This window comes from Acinetobacter sp. AS167 (genome assembly GCF_037152175.1).
Taxonomy (GTDB): Bacteria; Pseudomonadota; Gammaproteobacteria; order Pseudomonadales; family Moraxellaceae; genus Acinetobacter.
Window position 1 is genome coordinate 264,764 of the sequence record NZ_JBBCMP010000001.1, and the last position, 17,369, is coordinate 282,132.

Below are 17,369 nucleotides of genomic sequence, written 5' to 3' on the forward strand. Positions count from 1 at the left end.
TGAAAACAAAAAAGAAATGACTCACCGAAGGGGATGGTAAAGCCTAAATAGTTTAGGTTTTTATCGAAGCTCTCAGGTACACATGACAGATGGGGCATACATTGACAATGTAATTAAAAATATTGCATTTCAACGGAGTGTGCGTATGTGTCATGTCGTCATTATTGGTTCTGGTATTACAGGTGTTACTTCTGCCTATGAACTTGCTCAATTAGGTTATCAAGTTACTGTTATTGATAAACATTTATTTCCCGCAATGGAAACATCATTTGCCAATGGTGGACAGCTGTCTGCGTGTAATGCTGAAGTGTGGAATCAAAAATCCACTGTGTTAAAAGGTATTAAATGGATGGCGAAGAAAGATGCACCATTATTGCTCAATCCATCTTTTGATTTGCACAAATATGCATGGCTGGTCGAATTCCTTGGCAATATCAAACACTATGAAGCAAATACTCAAAATACAGTGAAAATGGCACTTTTAGCGCGTCAAAGGCTATTTAATATTGCTGAACATGAAGGGATTGATTTTGATTTAGAAAAACGTGGCATCTTGCATTTCTACCATTCTGAATATGATTATAAAGTGGCAACCAACGTCAATGCGCTGTTATGTAAAGGTGGTTTAGAACGCCATGCAGTGACCAATGAAGAAATTAAATCTATCGAACCGAGTTTGACGGGTGAGTACTATGGAGGCTTTTATTGTCCAGGTGATGCAACGGGGGATATTCATAAATTTACCACTGGACTTGCCAAAGCGACTGAAAAATATGGGGTAAAATATTTATTTGGTATGGAAGTTATTAATGTAGAACACACTGCCAATGGGGTGAATATTCAATATCATTCGAGTGTTGAAAACATGGAAGGTGGTTCAGTAGCAGTTGAACAACTCAGTGCAGATGCCGTGGTGATTTGTGGCGGTGTTGGTAGTTATCAATTGGCCAATCAATTGGGCGATCGTGTGAATGTTTATCCTGTAAAAGGCTATTCGATCACCGTACAATTGAATGATGAAGAAAGTATTAATGGTGCACCTTGGGTCAGCTTGCTCGATGAAAGCGCGAAAATCGTCACGTCACGATTAGGCGCTAATCGTTTACGTATTGCTGGAACTGCTGAATTTAATGGCTATAATCGAGATATCCGCTCAGATCGTATCCAACCTTTAACAGATTGGGTCAATAAGAACTTCGATATTTCAACCGAGCATTGTATCCCGTGGGCGGGTTTACGACCAATGATGCCGAATATGATGCCTGTGGTAAAACGTGGAAAACGTGAACGGGTATTTTATAATACAGGGCATGGACATTTAGGCTGGACGTTGTCTGCTGCAACAGCTGTGATGATTAGTCAGGAAATTGCAAGCTCGCATCCGATTTAATCGTATAGGCAATATTTTTGTATTTGCACTCTGGTGAATGTCCATATTCACCAGAGTGCTGGTAAAAATAATTAGGTGTGTTATGAATATAGAATCAACAACTCAAAAGCACTGGCATGAAACGAGCTATGTAAAGTTAGTTGAATCGATTCAATATATTGCACAAAATTATCACGATGTGTACGCCTTGGCCTTGTACTATTATTGTGATGATGATGAACCTTGTTTTCCCAAAGTTGAGCTGAACTTTAATACCATTGAACAGTTTGAGTCGCAAATTTCTGAATCTTCGAGTCAAGCTGAAGCGAAATGGAATTATGCCTATTGGTTACAACAACCGTCTTGGGATATTGGGGGAGAGAATGATCAGCTTTTGGCACAATGGTTTGAGCAAACACCATTTTATTATTCTCAAAAACAGATGGAATATGCTGAACAAGAAGATGATGCACTATTTAATGAACTTTTAGAAAAAGGCGAGCAGTTTGCTCAATTGTTTATTACACAAATAATCAAAATAGTTCAGCAATTATTTTCTGAAAATATTCTTCAAGATACATTTGGGAAAAATCTTCCAGTCATTATTCATGAGCTTGAATATTATGAAGAACCCATTTCGTGGACCAAAAAAGCCAATCCAAGTGCATTAATCAATGAATTTATGGATGCCTGTGAAAGTGATTTCTCTTAACAAAATATGCTTATGATTCAATGCTGAGGGACGTGATGTGTCCCACAGCACTTATTGAGTGGAAGCAAGCACTTTAAACGTTATAGACGAGTAAAGACATCTTCTTGGGTTAAACGAGACTTGGGCAATTTTGCATTAAAGTCAGTATCACTACGATAACCGAGTGTCATAATCACAGACGGGACCAAATTCTTTTCAATTAAGCCTAATTCTTCAGTCAGAATATCTTCGTCAAAACCACCGATTGGCGTTGCATCGATACCTTCAATACCTGCAGCTAATAGCATTTGACCCAGTGCGATAAAGGTTTGATTTTCCGCCCAGCGCTGAATATCACCTTTTTCATTGCGATAATAAGAGACATAGCCTGTACGACTGTCTTTTTGACCTTGCTTAGCCTTGTCATCTTTAAAGCGGCCACTGAGATCATCCTGCTGAAGTAAATTACTCAGGTGCTGTTCTGTAATATCTGCTTTGGTACAGAATAAAATCGTATGTGATGAATCTAAAACCTTTGGTGCGTTGTAGCTATATTTTCCGACTAAGGCTTTAGCAATACGTTGTTTAGCTGCATCATTGTCAGCAATAAAAAAATGCCAAGGCTGGATATTGATTGACGATGGGGTTAAACGCAGGATTTCAAGTAAACGTGCAAATTGTGCTTGAGGAATCTTTTTAGAAGAATCATAAGCTTTTGTGGTGTAACGTGTTTTTGCTACATTTAATACATCCATAAGGCGATCTCATATATCGTAAATTTTCGATATATTGTATGCTAAAATGGCGAAATGTGAATCTTCAAAACGTAAATAAAGGTGGAAAATCTTTTTTAGCTGGGATAAATATTTGTAAATTTTATCAATGGATTAAATTTGAACCAATATATCCCTGCAAAAAAGCATAAATTAATTGATTAATTCTTAATATTTTATTTCGTGTTTTTATTAAACTCTTAAATCCGCTATTTATCTGGTATTACAATAGATTGGATTCGTTAATTACAGCAGAAAAATCATTGGTTTTAGAATGATCAGAAACTCATTTAACAGTATTAACTTAAGAGAAATTTGATAGAGTAGTGTAGAGGAAAAGACATTTTTTAATAATTAAGTATTAAAATTCTTTTATCATTTTTTACTCCATGAAAAAGTGGAATAAGTTGAAAGACATAATATTATTTATAGGCTCAATTTTTGCTCTCTGCTGGATAATATACTAATAAGCATTCTCGTCTATTTTTACTATTAAGCTTTCTGTGATATTGATTCATGTTTGGATGGTTTTAATTTTATGGAATTATTAAATCTGTTTAGTTTAAGGGGGGGAGTTATTGAATAATCCACTTAATAAATTTCCAATCCGCATTTTCATCCACTTCTAAAATCATTGCTTCAGATGTTTTTTCACGCCAATCTCCTAAAACAATTCTAGCTTTACCATTTACATCATGAATTTCAGGGCGATGAGTGTGACCATGAACCAACAGATCGACATTATTAATTGCTTTTTCTACTGCTTGTTGGTTAACATCCATAATTTCATAGGACTTATTTTGTTGAGACTCACGGCTTTTTTTACGAAAACCATTAGCAAGTTTTTGTCTAAAACCAAGTGGAGTACTTTTTAAAAGTCCCAATACAATCGGATTGCGAATAATTTTCTTAAATCGTTGATAAGAGATATCATCGGTACATAAAGCATCGCCGTGTTCAAGTCGAAATTGTTTATCAGCTATGGTAAATGTATAAAATTCGGGAAGTAGTTTGCCATCAAACTGATTTAAAAATTTTTCCCCTAAAGCAAAGTCACGATTACCCACTTGAAAATAAATTTGATTACCAGCTTGCAAGGAAAATTGTTTTAGATGCTCAATAATTTCATCTAACCAAGGCGCAGTATAATCATCCCCAATCCAAGCATTAAACCAGTCACCGAGAATAAACAGTTGTGTGTGTTGATATTTATAGTGTTCTAATAAATCAAAAAACCCTCGAACCAGTCGAGGGTGTTCTGGTGACAAATGTAAATCAGCGATAAACAGATAGGTCACTTATTTTTCCTATTTAATAACTCCTCCTAACCTTGCTTAGTAAAGGGAACAATATCCCTTTATTTAAAAGAAGCTTCGGGAGGATTTATAAATTATTCAGAGATAATTTTTGCAGATTCAATCACAATGTTTTCTAAAGGAACATCAGCATGATAACCACGGTTACCTGTACGAACACCTTTGATTGCTTCAACGATGTCTAAGCCTTCAGTCACTTTACCAAATACTGCATAACCCCAACCTTGAGCAGTTTTACCTGTATGGTTAAGGAAAGAGTTATTTTTTACATTGATGAAAAATTGTGCAGAAGCAGAGTGAGGTGCTTGAGTACGTGCCATTGCAACTGTACCCTCATCATTGCTTAAACCATTGTCCGCTTCATTTTCAATTGAATCACGTGTGGTTTTTTCTTTGAAGTTTTCATCCATGCCACCGCCTTGGATCATGAAACCGTCAATAACACGATGGAAGATTACGCCATCATAAAAACCATCACGAACATATTCTAAAAAGTTAGCAACAGTTTTTGGTGCTTTTTCAGAGTTAAGTTCAAGAACAATGCGTCCTTTGTTGGTGTTTAATTCGACTTGAGGAAAACTCATTCTATAATCTCCTAATCATGACTAAAAATGTCATGGGTTTTTGGTTGAGAGAAGCATAAGCAAACTGTAAACTACATAGCAAGTAAAAATGTGAAATTCTTTTGTTAAAAAAGGATAAAATCACATTTTATATATTCAATTTTAACTTTTAGAAGTGATTTATCAACTATGAAGCCAAATGATGTTGTTTCAGAACTGCCGAAAACTCCGACAAATAGTCCAAGCCCTGTCGATAATGCGCAGCAAGAACAACAAGCGGGCTTAGATTTTGTACGCCAAGTCATTACAGAAGATTTGGCAGCGGGCCGTACACAAAAAGTTGTTACGCGTTTTCCACCTGAGCCAAATGGTTATCTACATATTGGCCATGTAAAGGCTATTTGCTTAAATTTTGGTATCGCTCAAGAATACGATGGTTTATGTAACTTGCGTTTTGATGACACCAACCCAGATGCTGAAGAACAAGAATATGTTGACGGTATTGCCAATGATGTAAAATGGTTAGGTTTTGAATGGAATGGCGAACCTCGCTATGCATCAAGTTATTTTGACCAATTACATGCTTGGGCAGTTCAGTTGATCAAACAGGGCGATGCTTATGTAGATCTACAAAGCCCAGAAGAAATTAGAATTAACCGTGGTAATTTTGTCGAGCCAGGTAAAAACTCACCTTATCGTGATGCATCTATTGAAGAAAACCTTGCTCGTTTTGAAAAAATGAACAATGGTGAATTGGCCGAAGGTGAAGCAGTATTACGTGCCAAAATTGATATGACATCACCAAATGTACATATGCGAGATCCAATTCTATATCGTGTACTTCATTCAGAACATCACCAAACTGGTGATAAATGGAAAATGTACCCAATGTATGACTATGCTCATCCATTGTCAGATGCGATTGAAGGGATTACACATTCATTATGTACCTTAGAGTTTCAAGACCATCGCCCATTTTATGATTGGGTTGTTGAGAAAGTGCACTCACAATCGGTTCCACGTCAGTATGAATCTAGCCGTTTAAATGTAGATTATACGATTACCTCTAAACGTAAATTACGTAAATTGGTAGAAGGTAACTATGTTCATGGTTGGGATGACCCGCGTATGCCAACTGTGGTGGGCATGCGTCGTCGTGGTTTTACTCCTGAAGGGTTACGTGAGTTTTGTAAGCGTGTAGGTGTATCTAAAACAGACGGTATCGTAGATGTGGCTATGCTTGAATTCTGTATTCGCCAATCCCTTGAAAATACAGCAGCACGTGGTATGGCTGTTTTAAATCCGCTGAAAGTGACTTTGACCAACTTGCCAGCAGATTTGAATTTAAGCCATTCACGTCATCCAAATGTAGATATGGGCGATCGTATTATTCCTTTAACCTCTGAAATTTTTATTGATCGTAAAGACTTTGAAGAAGTTCCGCCAAAAGGTTTTAAACGTTTAGTTCCTGAGGGTGAAGTGCGTTTACGTCATGCGTATGTGATCAAGTGTGATGAAGTGATTAAAGATGCCAATGGCGAAGTGATCGAGTTGAAATGTTCTATTGATCCGGAAACTTTAGGTAAAAACCCAGAAGGTCGTAAAGTGAAAGGCGTTGTACATTGGGTTTCTGCGTCGAAAGGGATTCCTGCTGAGGTTCGAGTTTACGATCGTTTATTCACCGAAGCTGCACCAGATGCGGATGATGATTTCTTAGCAAACTTAAATCCAGAATCTTTAACGGTACTTCAAGCGGTAATTGAGCCTGCTTTGGCAAAAGCGCAGCCAGAAGATCGTTTCCAGTTTGAACGCGAGGGTTATTTTGTTGCGGATCAATATGATCATACAGCAGATAAACCTGTGTTCAATCGTGTCTTAGATTTGAAAGATAGCTTTAAACCGGGTAAATAATTTTATTCAATCCTGAATGAAATCATGAATTAAGACCTAGCTTTGGCTAGGTTTTTTTCATGTTGTTTAAAATTGATTGAGTAATACTATAGAAAAAAGATATAGTAAATGCATAAATAATAATCAGGACAAATATATGTCTTCCCAATTTGATTTTGTTACGGTCCATATTAAACCTAATGTTCATTATAAAGGACGATCAATCAGTTATCTTATCGAATGTAAAGATGGTTCGAAGAAAACATTGGGGGTAATTTTACCCACAGAGAAACCTTTAACTTTTGAAACTCATGTGACTGAGCGCATTGAAATTGTTTCTGGAAAATGCTTGGTTCGGATAGCAGATCAAGAAGAAATGGAGGTCTACAGTTGTGGAGAATCTTTTACTGTACCTGCAAATAGTCGTTTTAGTCTGCAATCTAGCGAAGTTGTAGATTATGTTTGTCATTTAGAATAACAAATAATGTTAGGCAAATCATCATTAGAATTCTTTAAAGTAATCCTGTAAATACTCAATAAAAACTTTTACTTTATCAGAGATTAATTTTTTATCTGGAATAACAGCATAAATAGCAGTGGGTTCTACCATAAAATTAGGAAGCACATGAACCAGTTTTCCTGAATCTAAATCGTTTTTGACATGCCAAAGTGAGTGATTGGATATGCCGAGCCCTGCCAAAGATGCCTGACGAATCCCTTCGCCTGAGTTACTAATAAAATAGCCATTTACGTGGATATTTAATCTTTGATTGGATTTAGCATGATCCAGAAACTTCCATGTATTGGTGATGCCTTGTTGATGACGCTGCACGATACAACGATGTCGCTGTAAATCCTCTAAACGTTTGGGGATACCAAATTTAGCTAGATATTCAGGTGCAGCACAAAGTAAGCGTTTATTGATAGATAAAGGTTTTGCAATTAAAGAAGAGTCTTGTAGTTTGCCTATGCGAATTGCGATATCCATACCTTGGGTAATAAGATCTACATTTTGGTCATTTAAATCTAGATTGATTAATAATTCAGAATGGTGTTTTAAAAACTCAGCAATAACTTGAACTAGTATCTGGGTTCCAAAGGTTGCGGAAGCCGTGATATTAATGCTCCCTGAAAGTTTTTGATCTTGAAGCTTTAAATTTTCGGTCAATGTTTGAAAACTATCGAGAAGTGGACGTCCTTGCTTAATCAATATTTTGGCTTCTTCAGTCAGACTCAGTTTACGTGTCGTGCGATAAAAAAGTTTAAGGCTAAGCTGATTTTCAAGCCTTTGCACTCGTTGACTTGCCACTGAAACTGCAATATTGGCTTCTTTTGCGGCTTGGCTGATTGAACCCAAATCTGCGACACGTAAGAAGAAATGAAAGTCTTGTGTATTCATTTTCCATAAAATCGAAAAAGTAATTTCTTATTATCCTGATTTTTTAAACAATACCAAGTTGTTATTTTGTGATGAGACACATTATTCAATCAAGGTGAATGATCATGAAATATAATTTTTTAGGCGAATCTGGTTTAAAAGTATCTGAGCTGGGGTTTGGTGCTGGAACCTTTGGAGGAAAAGGTCCTCTATTTTCTGCATGGGGACAAACAGGGCAGATCGAAGCGAATCAAATGATTAGCACATGTATAGATGCAGGAATTAATTTCTTTGATACTGCCGATGTGTATTCAGACGGTGAATCTGAAAAAATGCTTGGAATTGCATTAGCGCCTTATCGGCACAGTACGATTATTTCAACTAAAGTTGCGCTTCGTAGCAATGAGCAAGTGAATCAGGTCGGATTTAGTCGTCATTATTTAATTCATGCAGTAGAGCAATCGTTAAAACGATTAAATACAGACTATATCGATGTTCTACAGTTACATCAGTTTGATAGCTTTACTTCACTCGATCAGCTTATGAAAACTTTAGATGAATTGGTCCGAAGCGGAAAAGTTCGTTATATCGGGGCATCTAATTTTTCAGGCTGGCAATTGATGAAAGCACAGTCGATTGCAGATCGTTATGGTTATGAAAAAATGGTAGCACATCAGGTGTATTATTCATTGATAGGTCGGGATTATGAATGGGAATTGATGCCTTTAAATCATGATCAGCATATTGGTGCTGTTGTGTGGAGTCCTTTGGGATGGGGACGTTTGACGGGTAAGTTTGATCGTGAGCGTCCTATGCCTGAAAATAGTCGCTTACATGAAACAGCACAATTTGCACCACCCGTAAACAAAGAATATCTTTATCAAGTGATCGATACTTTAAAACAGATTGCATTAGAAACGGGAAATTCAGTCCCACAAATTGCTTTAAAATGGCTGTTAACACGAGCTACCGTTTCGACTGTATTGATTGGTGCTCGAAATCAACAACAACTGCAAGATAATCTCATTGCAAAAGATCTAGTACTTATGGATTCACAATTACAGCGTTTAAATCAAGCCAGTGCGGTTTATCCAGCATATCCATATTATCCATATTGGAATGGTCAATTTTCAGAGCGCTATCAGAGCATCGTTGAATCATCACTTATTCAAAACTAATTGGTTAAATTTATTAACAAAAACATGATACTGATTACATAGCACTTATGTTATCAGTATCACTTTGTTATCTATATAATTCAATATAAGTTTAGAAGAGTAATAAGAATGAATCCAACCATTGAAACTCAAATGTTAATTCGTAAACCCGTGTCTGCGGTTTTTAATGCATTTATTGATCCTGACATTACTTCAAAATTCTGGTTTAGTCGATCTACAGGACCACTAAAAGAAGGCAAAATTGTGCAATGGAGTTGGGATAAGTATCAAGTCAGCTCAAAGGTTATGGTATTTAACATTATTGAAAATAAATTGATTCAAATTACTTGGGGTGAACCCAAAACATCGGTAGATTTTATATTTGAAGAAATCAGCTCAGAGCAAACTTATTTAAAAATTAGAAATTATGATATTTCGCTTCAAGGCTCTGAACTAATTCAATTTATTATAGATGCAACTGGAGGATTCACCACAGTGCTGGATGGTTTAAAAGCTTATTTGGAATACGGATTAGAACTCAAATTGGTTGAAGACAAATTTCCACCATTTTAATGGTATTTTAAAATCAGGGCTTTACTTAAGGTCATGTGAAGAACCTCGTTGAGTATTTTACTTTTTAGGCTGTTGTTCTTTAAGAGATAAATAGGTTGGAAGTTTTAATTTTGACTGAGCCCTGAGTTTCATTTTTATATATAAAACTAAAGCAAAACAGGTGGTTGCAACTGTTAAAAATAAGCCATTCATATAGGTCATGATTGAACTGATATAGCCAATCGTGGTTAAACGGTTCATCATTTTTACCACTTGAGGACTACTTTCAACCCCTGTAATTGCCCAACTACACAGATGTTCACAATTATTGATAATTAAATGATAGCTATTTTCGTGCATGCGTGTACGCATACGTCGAACCACATGACGACCAGAAAACTTAGGTTGATCATAGTAACGGACACGGATCACTTTACCATGTGAAAATTTTTCAAGTGAAGTGATTTCGATTGGGCGTTTTTTTACAAAATGTGCCAGTCCAGAATAATGTATAACACGACCTTTTCCAGCATAGATTCCATGATGGCTATAGCCAAAATGTTTGACGATTAAATGCGCACCTAACGGGTATTTAGCTATTTGTTTTGTCTGCATATTCCCACTCAGTTCAAATAAAGTGTACACATGTATTTAATTGAAAGGATAGTTTGATTATAACGATGCAAAATGAATTTGATAGCCCTTAAAGTGATAATTACGTAAAAAAATGCATTAAAAATGCTAATTAGCCTTCATTATTCAATAGATCACACGATAAAATATAACACTTTGAATGGGGGTGTTATGAATTTGAAAACTGGAGTATATGCGCTGATAAGCATGATGGGATTGAGTGCACTTTCCTTTCAAGTCAATGCCAATACCGACTATATCAAAATAATCAAAGACAAGAAGGTGATCGCAGATGCTGTACGTATCGACGATCTTGATCAGCTACAACTATTTTTAAAAAACCAACAAGGACAAACTTATAAAAAGTTCGCAGCTGTACAAAAAGAGCGTAAAAAATGCCAGATCAGTTTTGCCATGAATGCAGGAATGTATCATCCAAATTTTGCACCAGTGGGTTTATACATTGAACAAGGTAAACAACAAACAGAATTAAACCAGCAAAAAAATAAATTTGGTAATTTTTTTATGCAACCCAATGGCGTGGTTGCTTGGAACAATAAGCAAGCTGTGATTAAAACCACTGAGCAATATCTTAAATCTAATTTTAAAGCTCGCTATGCAACACAATCTGGTCCAATGTTGTTGATCAATGGTGAGATCAATCCAATTTTCGTTAAAAACTCAGATTCATTGAAAGTTCGCAATGGGGTGGGAATTAAGAATAATCAACTGTATTTCGTGATAAGTCGTGAAAAAATTAATTTTTATAATTTTGCTGATATTTTTAAGACGCAGCTTAAAACAGATCAAGCTTTATATTTAGATGGTTCAATTTCAAGTGCATTCATTCCACAAGTGAAAAGGCATGATCAGACTTATGATTTAGGCCCAATGTTTATTTATAGTGAAGCAAAAAATTGTGACGATTAAAATGTAAAAATTAAAGTTTTGCTTATGATCTATATGCTAAATCAAAATGGATGCCTGCAAATTGAAGCATCCATTTTGTAGATTAATGATAAATTACTTAACCATGCCAATGATTGAAGACTGTGCTTTACAGGCTTGAATAGCATCTTCTTTAGATAACTTTTTAATTTCTTCTTCAAAGGCTTTTTTCTGTTCTTTTAGTGAATCTTCAGGAATGCCACTTTGTTTTGCCAAGTCTTCCATATGCTTCCAAGATTCTTCACATTCCTTTGGCATACCACCACATGCGGTTAAGATAGTGCCTAAAGCGAGAATTGGAATTAAACGTAATAATTTCATATTTAGATCCTTTAATTAAGTTGGTTTTTTACTGAGGTTTATTCATATTGATCATTAAAATTTATAGCGTATACAAATGACGGAAAAATGAATTTGTCTTTGAATAAAAAGAAAAAGACTTCATTCTCAAGTATATACACTAGAATGAAGTCTACGCTAAAAACAATTTTAACAAGATCATGCATTGAGCATTAGAAACGGTAACCTATTTTTAAACCATAGCCTATGGCATTGTTGTCACGATAATCACCTTGTTGGGCAATTTCTGAAGCACCGGGTACCGGAATGTAATAGGTACCATCTTGTGCCGTGGCATCCCCAATCCAAATATATTTGATGCCTCCTGCGATAAAATAATTTTCAGCAGGATTGTATTGAACACCCAACCCTAAGCCCCAACCGCCTTTGGTAGGATTCAATACAGAAGCAGGATTTCCAGTACAAGAATCCCATGAAACATCAGCCGACGCAGCCCATTTTTGTGTAAATTGATGTCCTAAACCAATAGTGATGCTGTATTGGTCTTTTTGATAGTCATCGAGATTGAATCCACCAGCATACAGGCCTTGGCTTAACTCAGCTGTTGCCAGTTCAGTGAGTGCACCAAACTGTGTTGGACGGATTCTAAAATCTTTCCAATTTACCCAACGTGCATTTAAATATGCCAGCGTGTCTTTATAGATGCCTGTTTGAAAATCTAAATTTACCGATTGTGGCGTTTTGATTTCTGTATCTTTATCAGTGGTGAATGCTAAAGGTTGTCCAAAAATCGTTTCTTGAGCATCTATTTTATGCTTGATTTCAGAACGATAAGTTACCGCTGCTTTTAAAGCAATTTCAGGAATCTGAAAAGCAGCACCAGCAAGCCATCCAACAGCATTATCTTGTTTAAAATTAGCATCATAGCCATTAAACACACTCATCGAATTACCACGCAAAGACACTTTGCCTTTGACTGTCTGGTATACCGCACCGCCGTAAAGGTTAAAATGGGCATCTGGCTGAAAACCAAATAACATCGCAATATTTTGAGTATCAACATCCGCAATGGTACCTTTCATACTGATTTCGGTATCAGAGAAGGTATTATTACTACGTAAAGGATATTCGATTGCAGCACCATAAGGTTGATCATAGATGAGCCCAAAGGAAACTTTTGGCGCAATTTGCAGTTTTAAAGCAGCATTATAGTATTGATATGATTGTGCCATATCACCTGTAGTTAAATCATTGCTCCCTGTATTGACTAAATCAGGTCGATTTCGGACTTTGCCTGATACTTCTGGGTCAACTGTGGCAATACTGGCTTCGAAATAATTCTTGTCTTCAAGAAACGCCAGTATCGATTGACCAGATTGATCCATCGCAGCTGCATGAGTATATGCAGTGGGTAAAATGCTGAGGACACTGAGAATCAGTGATTGAGTTTTCATGCTTTTCTTTCCTTGAATGTTTTTTTTATTTAGCATATAAAATTCAGATAAACAAAGTGAACAATAGAGGTTAAGCTATTAGTTTATTTAATTTTTATCTGAAATCTTTATGATTTTAGTGAATCATTTTTAGTGGATTTAATAAAGGGGGCTAATGACCAATTTAAGGGGGGATTATCGGACAACTCATGTTTGCATTGTCTTAAGAAGTTGCCTCAGATCATTTAAGAATATTGTAGAATCAATTAATGATTTAAAAAGGTTCATTTTCTAAAAAGGAGTAATTTAAAATGACTGTTTTGATCGATCAGGAATTGATAAATCAGCAAGGGTAGAAAATAACATCAACAAGATAATTAAGTTCATCAATGATTTATTAAATATTGAATCAAGCGATCAGGGTGGATAGCTTATTGCTGCAAAATTTATTAGTATTTAGTCTGCATTACCTTGTAGTACCAACAGGGCAATCTATTCGCTGCCAGTTTATTTGGAATGGAATTTACATATCGCTATGAATTATAAAAGATCCTCTGTCATGGAAGAGAAAATGCAACAGAACCGTGAGACAATTTTATTGTCTGCACGTGAATTGATTGCACAAGGAGGATTTAAAGATGCACAAATTCAAGCAATTGCAGATAGGGCGGGTGTATCAAGTGGTTTGGTCTACAGATATTTTGAAAATAAAAATCAGGTATTGATTGAAGTTTTAAATGCAGCGATTCATATCGAAGTTAATATTCTCAATGATATTGCACATACTGAACTTAGTGCGATAGAAAAATTAGATCGAGCAGTCACAACCTTTGTAAAAAGGGCAATGAACAGCCCTCGACTCTCTTATTCTTTATTATTTGAACCAGTCGATCCTCAATTTGAGTTAGAACGCTTTCAAAGTAAGCAATTGATTAAAGAAAGTATTATTAAAATTTTGACAGAAGGACGTCATTCAGGCGAGTTTATTTTTGAGGATCTAAACACCACCGCATTGTGCATCGTTGGCGCAATGACTTTCGTTGTGATTGAACCTTTAAGTATCGCCAAGACCAAGCGTTTTGATAAAAGCTATAAAGAGTATTTTGTAAAACAAATTGCTGATTTTTGTTTACAGGCAGTGAAAGTTAAACATCCTCAGGAATAATATTAATCATCATTGCAAGGGTTAAAGGAATGGCAAAGGACTTTAATAATCCAGTTGTAGTTGAAGGATATGATGCGCATATTCGTAGATTAATTCCCGGCTATGAACTGATACATTTACAAGTCCATGCTGTATTAAAGAGCTATGTATTGACTCAAGCGAAGATTTTAGTCGTGGGATGTGGTACAGGTTATGAACTGCAATATTTGGCTGAGCAATTTCCTCACTGGAATTTTACAGCAATCGATCCTGCAGCAAATATGATTGATAAAGCCAAACAACATATAGCTGGTTTAGGGCTTTGTTCTCGAATTCAGTTTGTACAAGGTGATACATCTGTTCTTAAACAAGTCGATGAGAATTTTGATGTGGCTTTGGCTATCTTGGTTTCACATTTTGTTCCAGTTGATGCAAAAGCACAATTCTTAAAAGATATTGCAAATCACCTAAGCAGTACTGGTCTATGTTTAAGTTATGAATTGATGGAAATTTCGAATGCCAAACAATTACAAGCTTTAAAAAATCTGAGTTTAGCAACAGGATTAACAGAAAAACAGGCGCAACTTATGGCAGAACGTATTGAACAAGATTTTGCTTTAATTTCTGTTGATGAAATGAGCGCTTTGTATTTACAAGCAGGTTTTAAGCGTGTGGAAAGTTTTGCTCAAGTATTGAATTATCATGGTTTTATTGCATTTAAAACGGACTAAGAAAAACGTCTAAGTAATAACTAAAAATCATTTTTTGCTTTAAAGTAAATCAATTAGTCATATTGCTATACGCTTACAAAAAAGTTCCTTATCCAAATGGTTGAAGGAACTTTTTTATTGCAGATCATCGTCAAAGCTTAAAAGATTATTTCTCTTTGCTTTCTTTCTCAGATTCTTTTACAGCATTGACATCATACAAATGAGAAAAGGCAGAAAGTAAGCGGATTTTAGGATCTGCATTTAAAATTTTAATGCTTTGATCAGCTTCGAGTGTAATTAATTTTTCAGCAACAAAATAATCGACAATTTGTCTGATTTCACTCTCAATCTCAGACTCATCCCATTTTAAAAAGAAGGCTTTTTGAATAAGTGGGTATTGTTCGATGACTTGGGTATATAAATCAAATTTTGAAATCTCAAATTTCTGCTGCTCTGTTTTAACTCTCAATATTTTAGCAATGAGTGCTGGCAATATAAACGTGTGCATAATGTTATTACTAAAGTACTTAAGCAAGCCCACCTGTATATCACTGACTTTCACCCAGCGTTCATTATCATGCTCAATCAATTCAACTTGTTTCAGTTTCATGGCATATTGAATGATTTCTGTATTGGAAAGCTCAGTGATTTGCATACGATCATCATAACGATACTGTTTGAGTAGATTACGGAATTGTTCTAAACGTACCAATACTTCACGCTCTGCCAAAGCATGCGTTGGTGCATTTAACAAGACCAGAGAAATCAAACTAACAGGATTAATCACGACCGCTTTATTGATATTTTCCAAAATATCAAACGCCACATCATTGACCGTGGCTTTAACCGACTCAGGCATCTCTTCATGCAAAGCAACATGTTGTGGAACATTGTTCTTTTTTAAGATCTCTTCAAGGAAAACCGGTTCACCTAAATTGACATGGACAACACCAAAGACTTTTTCAATTTTTTGAATAGATTTAAGTAGTCCAAATAGTGATTCAGCTTGTTTTTTCTGCCCACCCAGCTCTTTTATGTATGAACTGCCTTCGATCAGTTTTTCATATCCAAAGTAAGTCGGAATAAAGGCAATCGGTTTGCTATTCCCACGTAAATAACTTTGGATGGTCATTGCGAGCATCCCTTTTTTAGGCGGCAATAAAAGTCCAGTACGAGAACGACCACCTTCAATAAAGTATTCCATAGGGGTATTTCGATTGAGCATACTGTAGATATATTCTTTGAAAACAGCCGTATAAAGCGCATTACCATTAAAGCTACGTCGAATAAAGTATGCGCCTGCACCACGCATCAGTTGCCCAACCACAGGCATATTTAAATTAATACCTGCTGCAATATGGGGAACCATCAAGCCACGGTTATAAATCACATAAGACAATAATAAATAGTCAATGTGGCTACGATGACAAGGGGTATAGACAATTTCATAATCTTTGGCAAGTTCACGAACCGTATCGAAATTATGTACTTCGATACCGTCATAGAGTTGGGTCCATAATTTAGTTAAAGCAATTTCAGCAAAGCGTAAGGTTGAATAAGAAAAATCAGAGACGATTTCATCGAGGTATTTATGCGCGAGTGCTTCGGCTTCATTGATGCTGATTTTTTTATGAATGCTTTCATTGAGAATGGCTTCTTTGACCGCATCACTCAGCATGAGTTTGTTAATCACATTGCGACGATCTGAAATATCAGGACCAAGAATTGCTTCTTTATAGCCATTAAATTGTTTATTGAGCTCAGTCACCACATAGTGCGCTGGTGAAAAATTGGGTGTGAGTTCAATGGCTGAGTCAATTAACTGGCGTAAAGAAACTGCTTGATGGAATTCAATATAATTGTTACGGCCATAGAGGGTAATGTTGAGTGCTTGTTTAATGCCCGTTGGCTTCGCCCAAGCATCGGTCATCAATGCTTTATACCAACTGTCCTCATTTTCCGGCGCACGCCCCCATAAAATCGTTGTTGGTACTAAAAGCACATCTTGTTCAGGGTGTTTTAATAAATATTCGACCAAACGGATAATTTTGTCTGGGTAGTATGCAGAGGCGTTGCTTTTGGTCGGTTCTAAAGTGATAAAACGATCATCTTCCTGATAATCTGATCCTAGGTTAAGTGGCGCAAAAGCAGGGCTGAGTTTTCTTTTTTCTGTTTCATTGTCAATTAAGACTTTATTCGAAGTTGAGTCATCTTGGATGACATAGCAAATTGGAAAATTGGCTGTGTTTGGATCATTAACTGTATTTTCAAGTGTTTTTGTATCGCCTAAAACTTGTGGGCTGACGATTTTATCTAAGATTTTTTTTGTAAATTGACGATAAAATTTTTGATAAGCATTGCTTGCCATAATATTCTCTAAATATGAGTCATATCGTTATTATGCTTGAAATAATATACAAATATATAGTTTGATTTGACGACAAATCGGTCAAACACTTTGCCTAAAAACTAAACTTATGATTTTTATCAATAAACTATTTCGATATTGGTA

At 35.9% G+C, this 17,369-nt stretch carries 17 protein-coding genes; 9 read left to right on the forward strand and 8 right to left on the reverse strand.

Features of this window, described 5'->3' with window-relative positions:
* Positions 1 to 145: 145 nt before the first annotated feature.
* Complete coding sequence (locus WFN33_RS01280) at positions 146 to 1,390, forward strand: D-amino acid dehydrogenase (RefSeq protein WP_336951465.1); 1,245 nt, start codon at positions 146 to 148, stop codon at positions 1,388 to 1,390.
* A gap of 82 nt (positions 1,391 to 1,472) precedes the next feature.
* The gene (locus WFN33_RS01285) at positions 1,473 to 2,081 is read left to right on the forward strand and encodes a DUF4303 domain-containing protein (protein WP_336950955.1); all 609 of its coding nucleotides are present in this window, start codon (positions 1,473 to 1,475) and stop codon (positions 2,079 to 2,081) included.
* Positions 2,082 to 2,161: 80 nt separating this feature from the next.
* On the opposite strand, the gene nfsB is transcribed toward WFN33_RS01285, so the two are convergent.
* The 3 genes from nfsB to WFN33_RS01300 form a co-directional block, all read right to left on the reverse strand.
* A complete protein-coding gene (gene nfsB, locus WFN33_RS01290) occupies positions 2,162 to 2,815 on the reverse strand; it encodes an oxygen-insensitive NAD(P)H nitroreductase (protein ID WP_336950956.1) in 654 nt (217 codons plus the stop codon).
* 593 nt (positions 2,816 to 3,408) lie between these two features.
* A complete protein-coding gene (locus WFN33_RS01295) occupies positions 3,409 to 4,131 on the reverse strand; it encodes a UDP-2,3-diacylglucosamine diphosphatase (RefSeq protein WP_336950957.1) in 723 nt (240 codons plus the stop codon).
* A gap of 92 nt (positions 4,132 to 4,223) precedes the next feature.
* Positions 4,224 to 4,733, reverse strand: a complete 510-nt coding sequence (locus WFN33_RS01300) for a peptidylprolyl isomerase (protein ID WP_105712525.1) — start codon at positions 4,731 to 4,733, stop codon at positions 4,224 to 4,226.
* Between the two features lie 168 nt (positions 4,734 to 4,901).
* Between WFN33_RS01300 and WFN33_RS01305 the strand changes: the two genes are divergently transcribed.
* Together WFN33_RS01305 and WFN33_RS01310 are read left to right on the forward strand one after the other, a co-directional pair.
* On the forward strand, positions 4,902 to 6,623 hold the full coding sequence (locus WFN33_RS01305) for a glutamine--tRNA ligase/YqeY domain fusion protein (RefSeq protein WP_336950958.1): 1,722 nt from the start codon (positions 4,902 to 4,904) through the stop codon (positions 6,621 to 6,623).
* A gap of 136 nt (positions 6,624 to 6,759) precedes the next feature.
* Positions 6,760 to 7,080, forward strand: a complete 321-nt coding sequence (locus WFN33_RS01310) for a pyrimidine/purine nucleoside phosphorylase (protein WP_336950959.1) — start codon at positions 6,760 to 6,762, stop codon at positions 7,078 to 7,080.
* A 24-nt stretch (positions 7,081 to 7,104) separates the two neighbouring features.
* Here WFN33_RS01310 and WFN33_RS01315 read toward each other — a convergent pair whose 3' ends face one another.
* Positions 7,105 to 8,001: a LysR family transcriptional regulator gene (locus tag WFN33_RS01315; RefSeq protein WP_336950960.1), complete on the reverse strand. Its 897-nt coding sequence runs from the start codon at positions 7,999 to 8,001 to the stop codon at positions 7,105 to 7,107.
* Positions 8,002 to 8,105: 104 nt separating this feature from the next.
* On the opposite strand from WFN33_RS01315, the gene WFN33_RS01320 reads away from it, so the two are divergent.
* Together WFN33_RS01320 and WFN33_RS01325 are read left to right on the forward strand one after the other, a co-directional pair.
* On the forward strand, positions 8,106 to 9,158 hold the full coding sequence (locus WFN33_RS01320; RefSeq protein WP_336950961.1) for an aldo/keto reductase: 1,053 nt from the start codon (positions 8,106 to 8,108) through the stop codon (positions 9,156 to 9,158).
* 108 nt (positions 9,159 to 9,266) lie between these two features.
* Positions 9,267 to 9,710 carry an SRPBCC domain-containing protein gene (locus tag WFN33_RS01325; protein WP_336950962.1) on the forward strand — a complete coding sequence of 148 codons (444 nt, stop codon included), beginning with the start codon at positions 9,267 to 9,269 and terminating at the stop codon, positions 9,708 to 9,710.
* A gap of 57 nt (positions 9,711 to 9,767) precedes the next feature.
* Here the strand turns inward: WFN33_RS01325 and WFN33_RS01330 are convergent, their stop codons facing one another.
* A complete protein-coding gene (locus WFN33_RS01330) occupies positions 9,768 to 10,304 on the reverse strand; it encodes a lecithin retinol acyltransferase family protein (RefSeq protein ID WP_209826074.1) in 537 nt (178 codons plus the stop codon).
* A gap of 189 nt (positions 10,305 to 10,493) precedes the next feature.
* On the opposite strand from WFN33_RS01330, the gene WFN33_RS01335 reads away from it, so the two are divergent.
* Entirely contained in the window at positions 10,494 to 11,252 is a 759-nt protein-coding gene (locus tag WFN33_RS01335) for a phosphodiester glycosidase family protein (protein WP_336950963.1), read from the forward strand.
* A 93-nt stretch (positions 11,253 to 11,345) separates the two neighbouring features.
* On the opposite strand, the gene WFN33_RS01340 is transcribed toward WFN33_RS01335, so the two are convergent.
* Positions 11,346 to 11,591: a hypothetical protein gene (locus WFN33_RS01340; RefSeq protein ID WP_004719975.1), complete on the reverse strand. Its 246-nt coding sequence runs from the start codon at positions 11,589 to 11,591 to the stop codon at positions 11,346 to 11,348.
* A gap of 191 nt (positions 11,592 to 11,782) precedes the next feature.
* Positions 11,783 to 13,024 carry an OmpP1/FadL family transporter gene (locus tag WFN33_RS01345; protein ID WP_336950964.1) on the reverse strand — a complete coding sequence of 414 codons (1,242 nt, stop codon included), beginning with the start codon at positions 13,022 to 13,024 and terminating at the stop codon, positions 11,783 to 11,785.
* A 514-nt stretch (positions 13,025 to 13,538) separates the two neighbouring features.
* Between WFN33_RS01345 and WFN33_RS01350 the strand changes: the two genes are divergently transcribed.
* Positions 13,539 to 14,168 (forward strand): TetR/AcrR family transcriptional regulator, encoded by a 630-nt coding sequence (locus WFN33_RS01350; RefSeq protein ID WP_336950965.1) that lies wholly within the window; start codon positions 13,539 to 13,541, stop codon positions 14,166 to 14,168.
* A 29-nt stretch (positions 14,169 to 14,197) separates the two neighbouring features.
* Positions 14,198 to 14,878 (forward strand): class I SAM-dependent methyltransferase, encoded by a 681-nt coding sequence (locus WFN33_RS01355; RefSeq protein ID WP_336950966.1) that lies wholly within the window; start codon positions 14,198 to 14,200, stop codon positions 14,876 to 14,878.
* Positions 14,879 to 15,023: 145 nt separating this feature from the next.
* On the opposite strand, the gene plsB is transcribed toward WFN33_RS01355, so the two are convergent.
* Complete coding sequence (plsB, locus tag WFN33_RS01360; protein WP_336950967.1) at positions 15,024 to 17,225, reverse strand: glycerol-3-phosphate 1-O-acyltransferase PlsB; 2,202 nt, start codon at positions 17,223 to 17,225, stop codon at positions 15,024 to 15,026.
* Positions 17,226 to 17,369 lie beyond the last annotated feature (144 nt).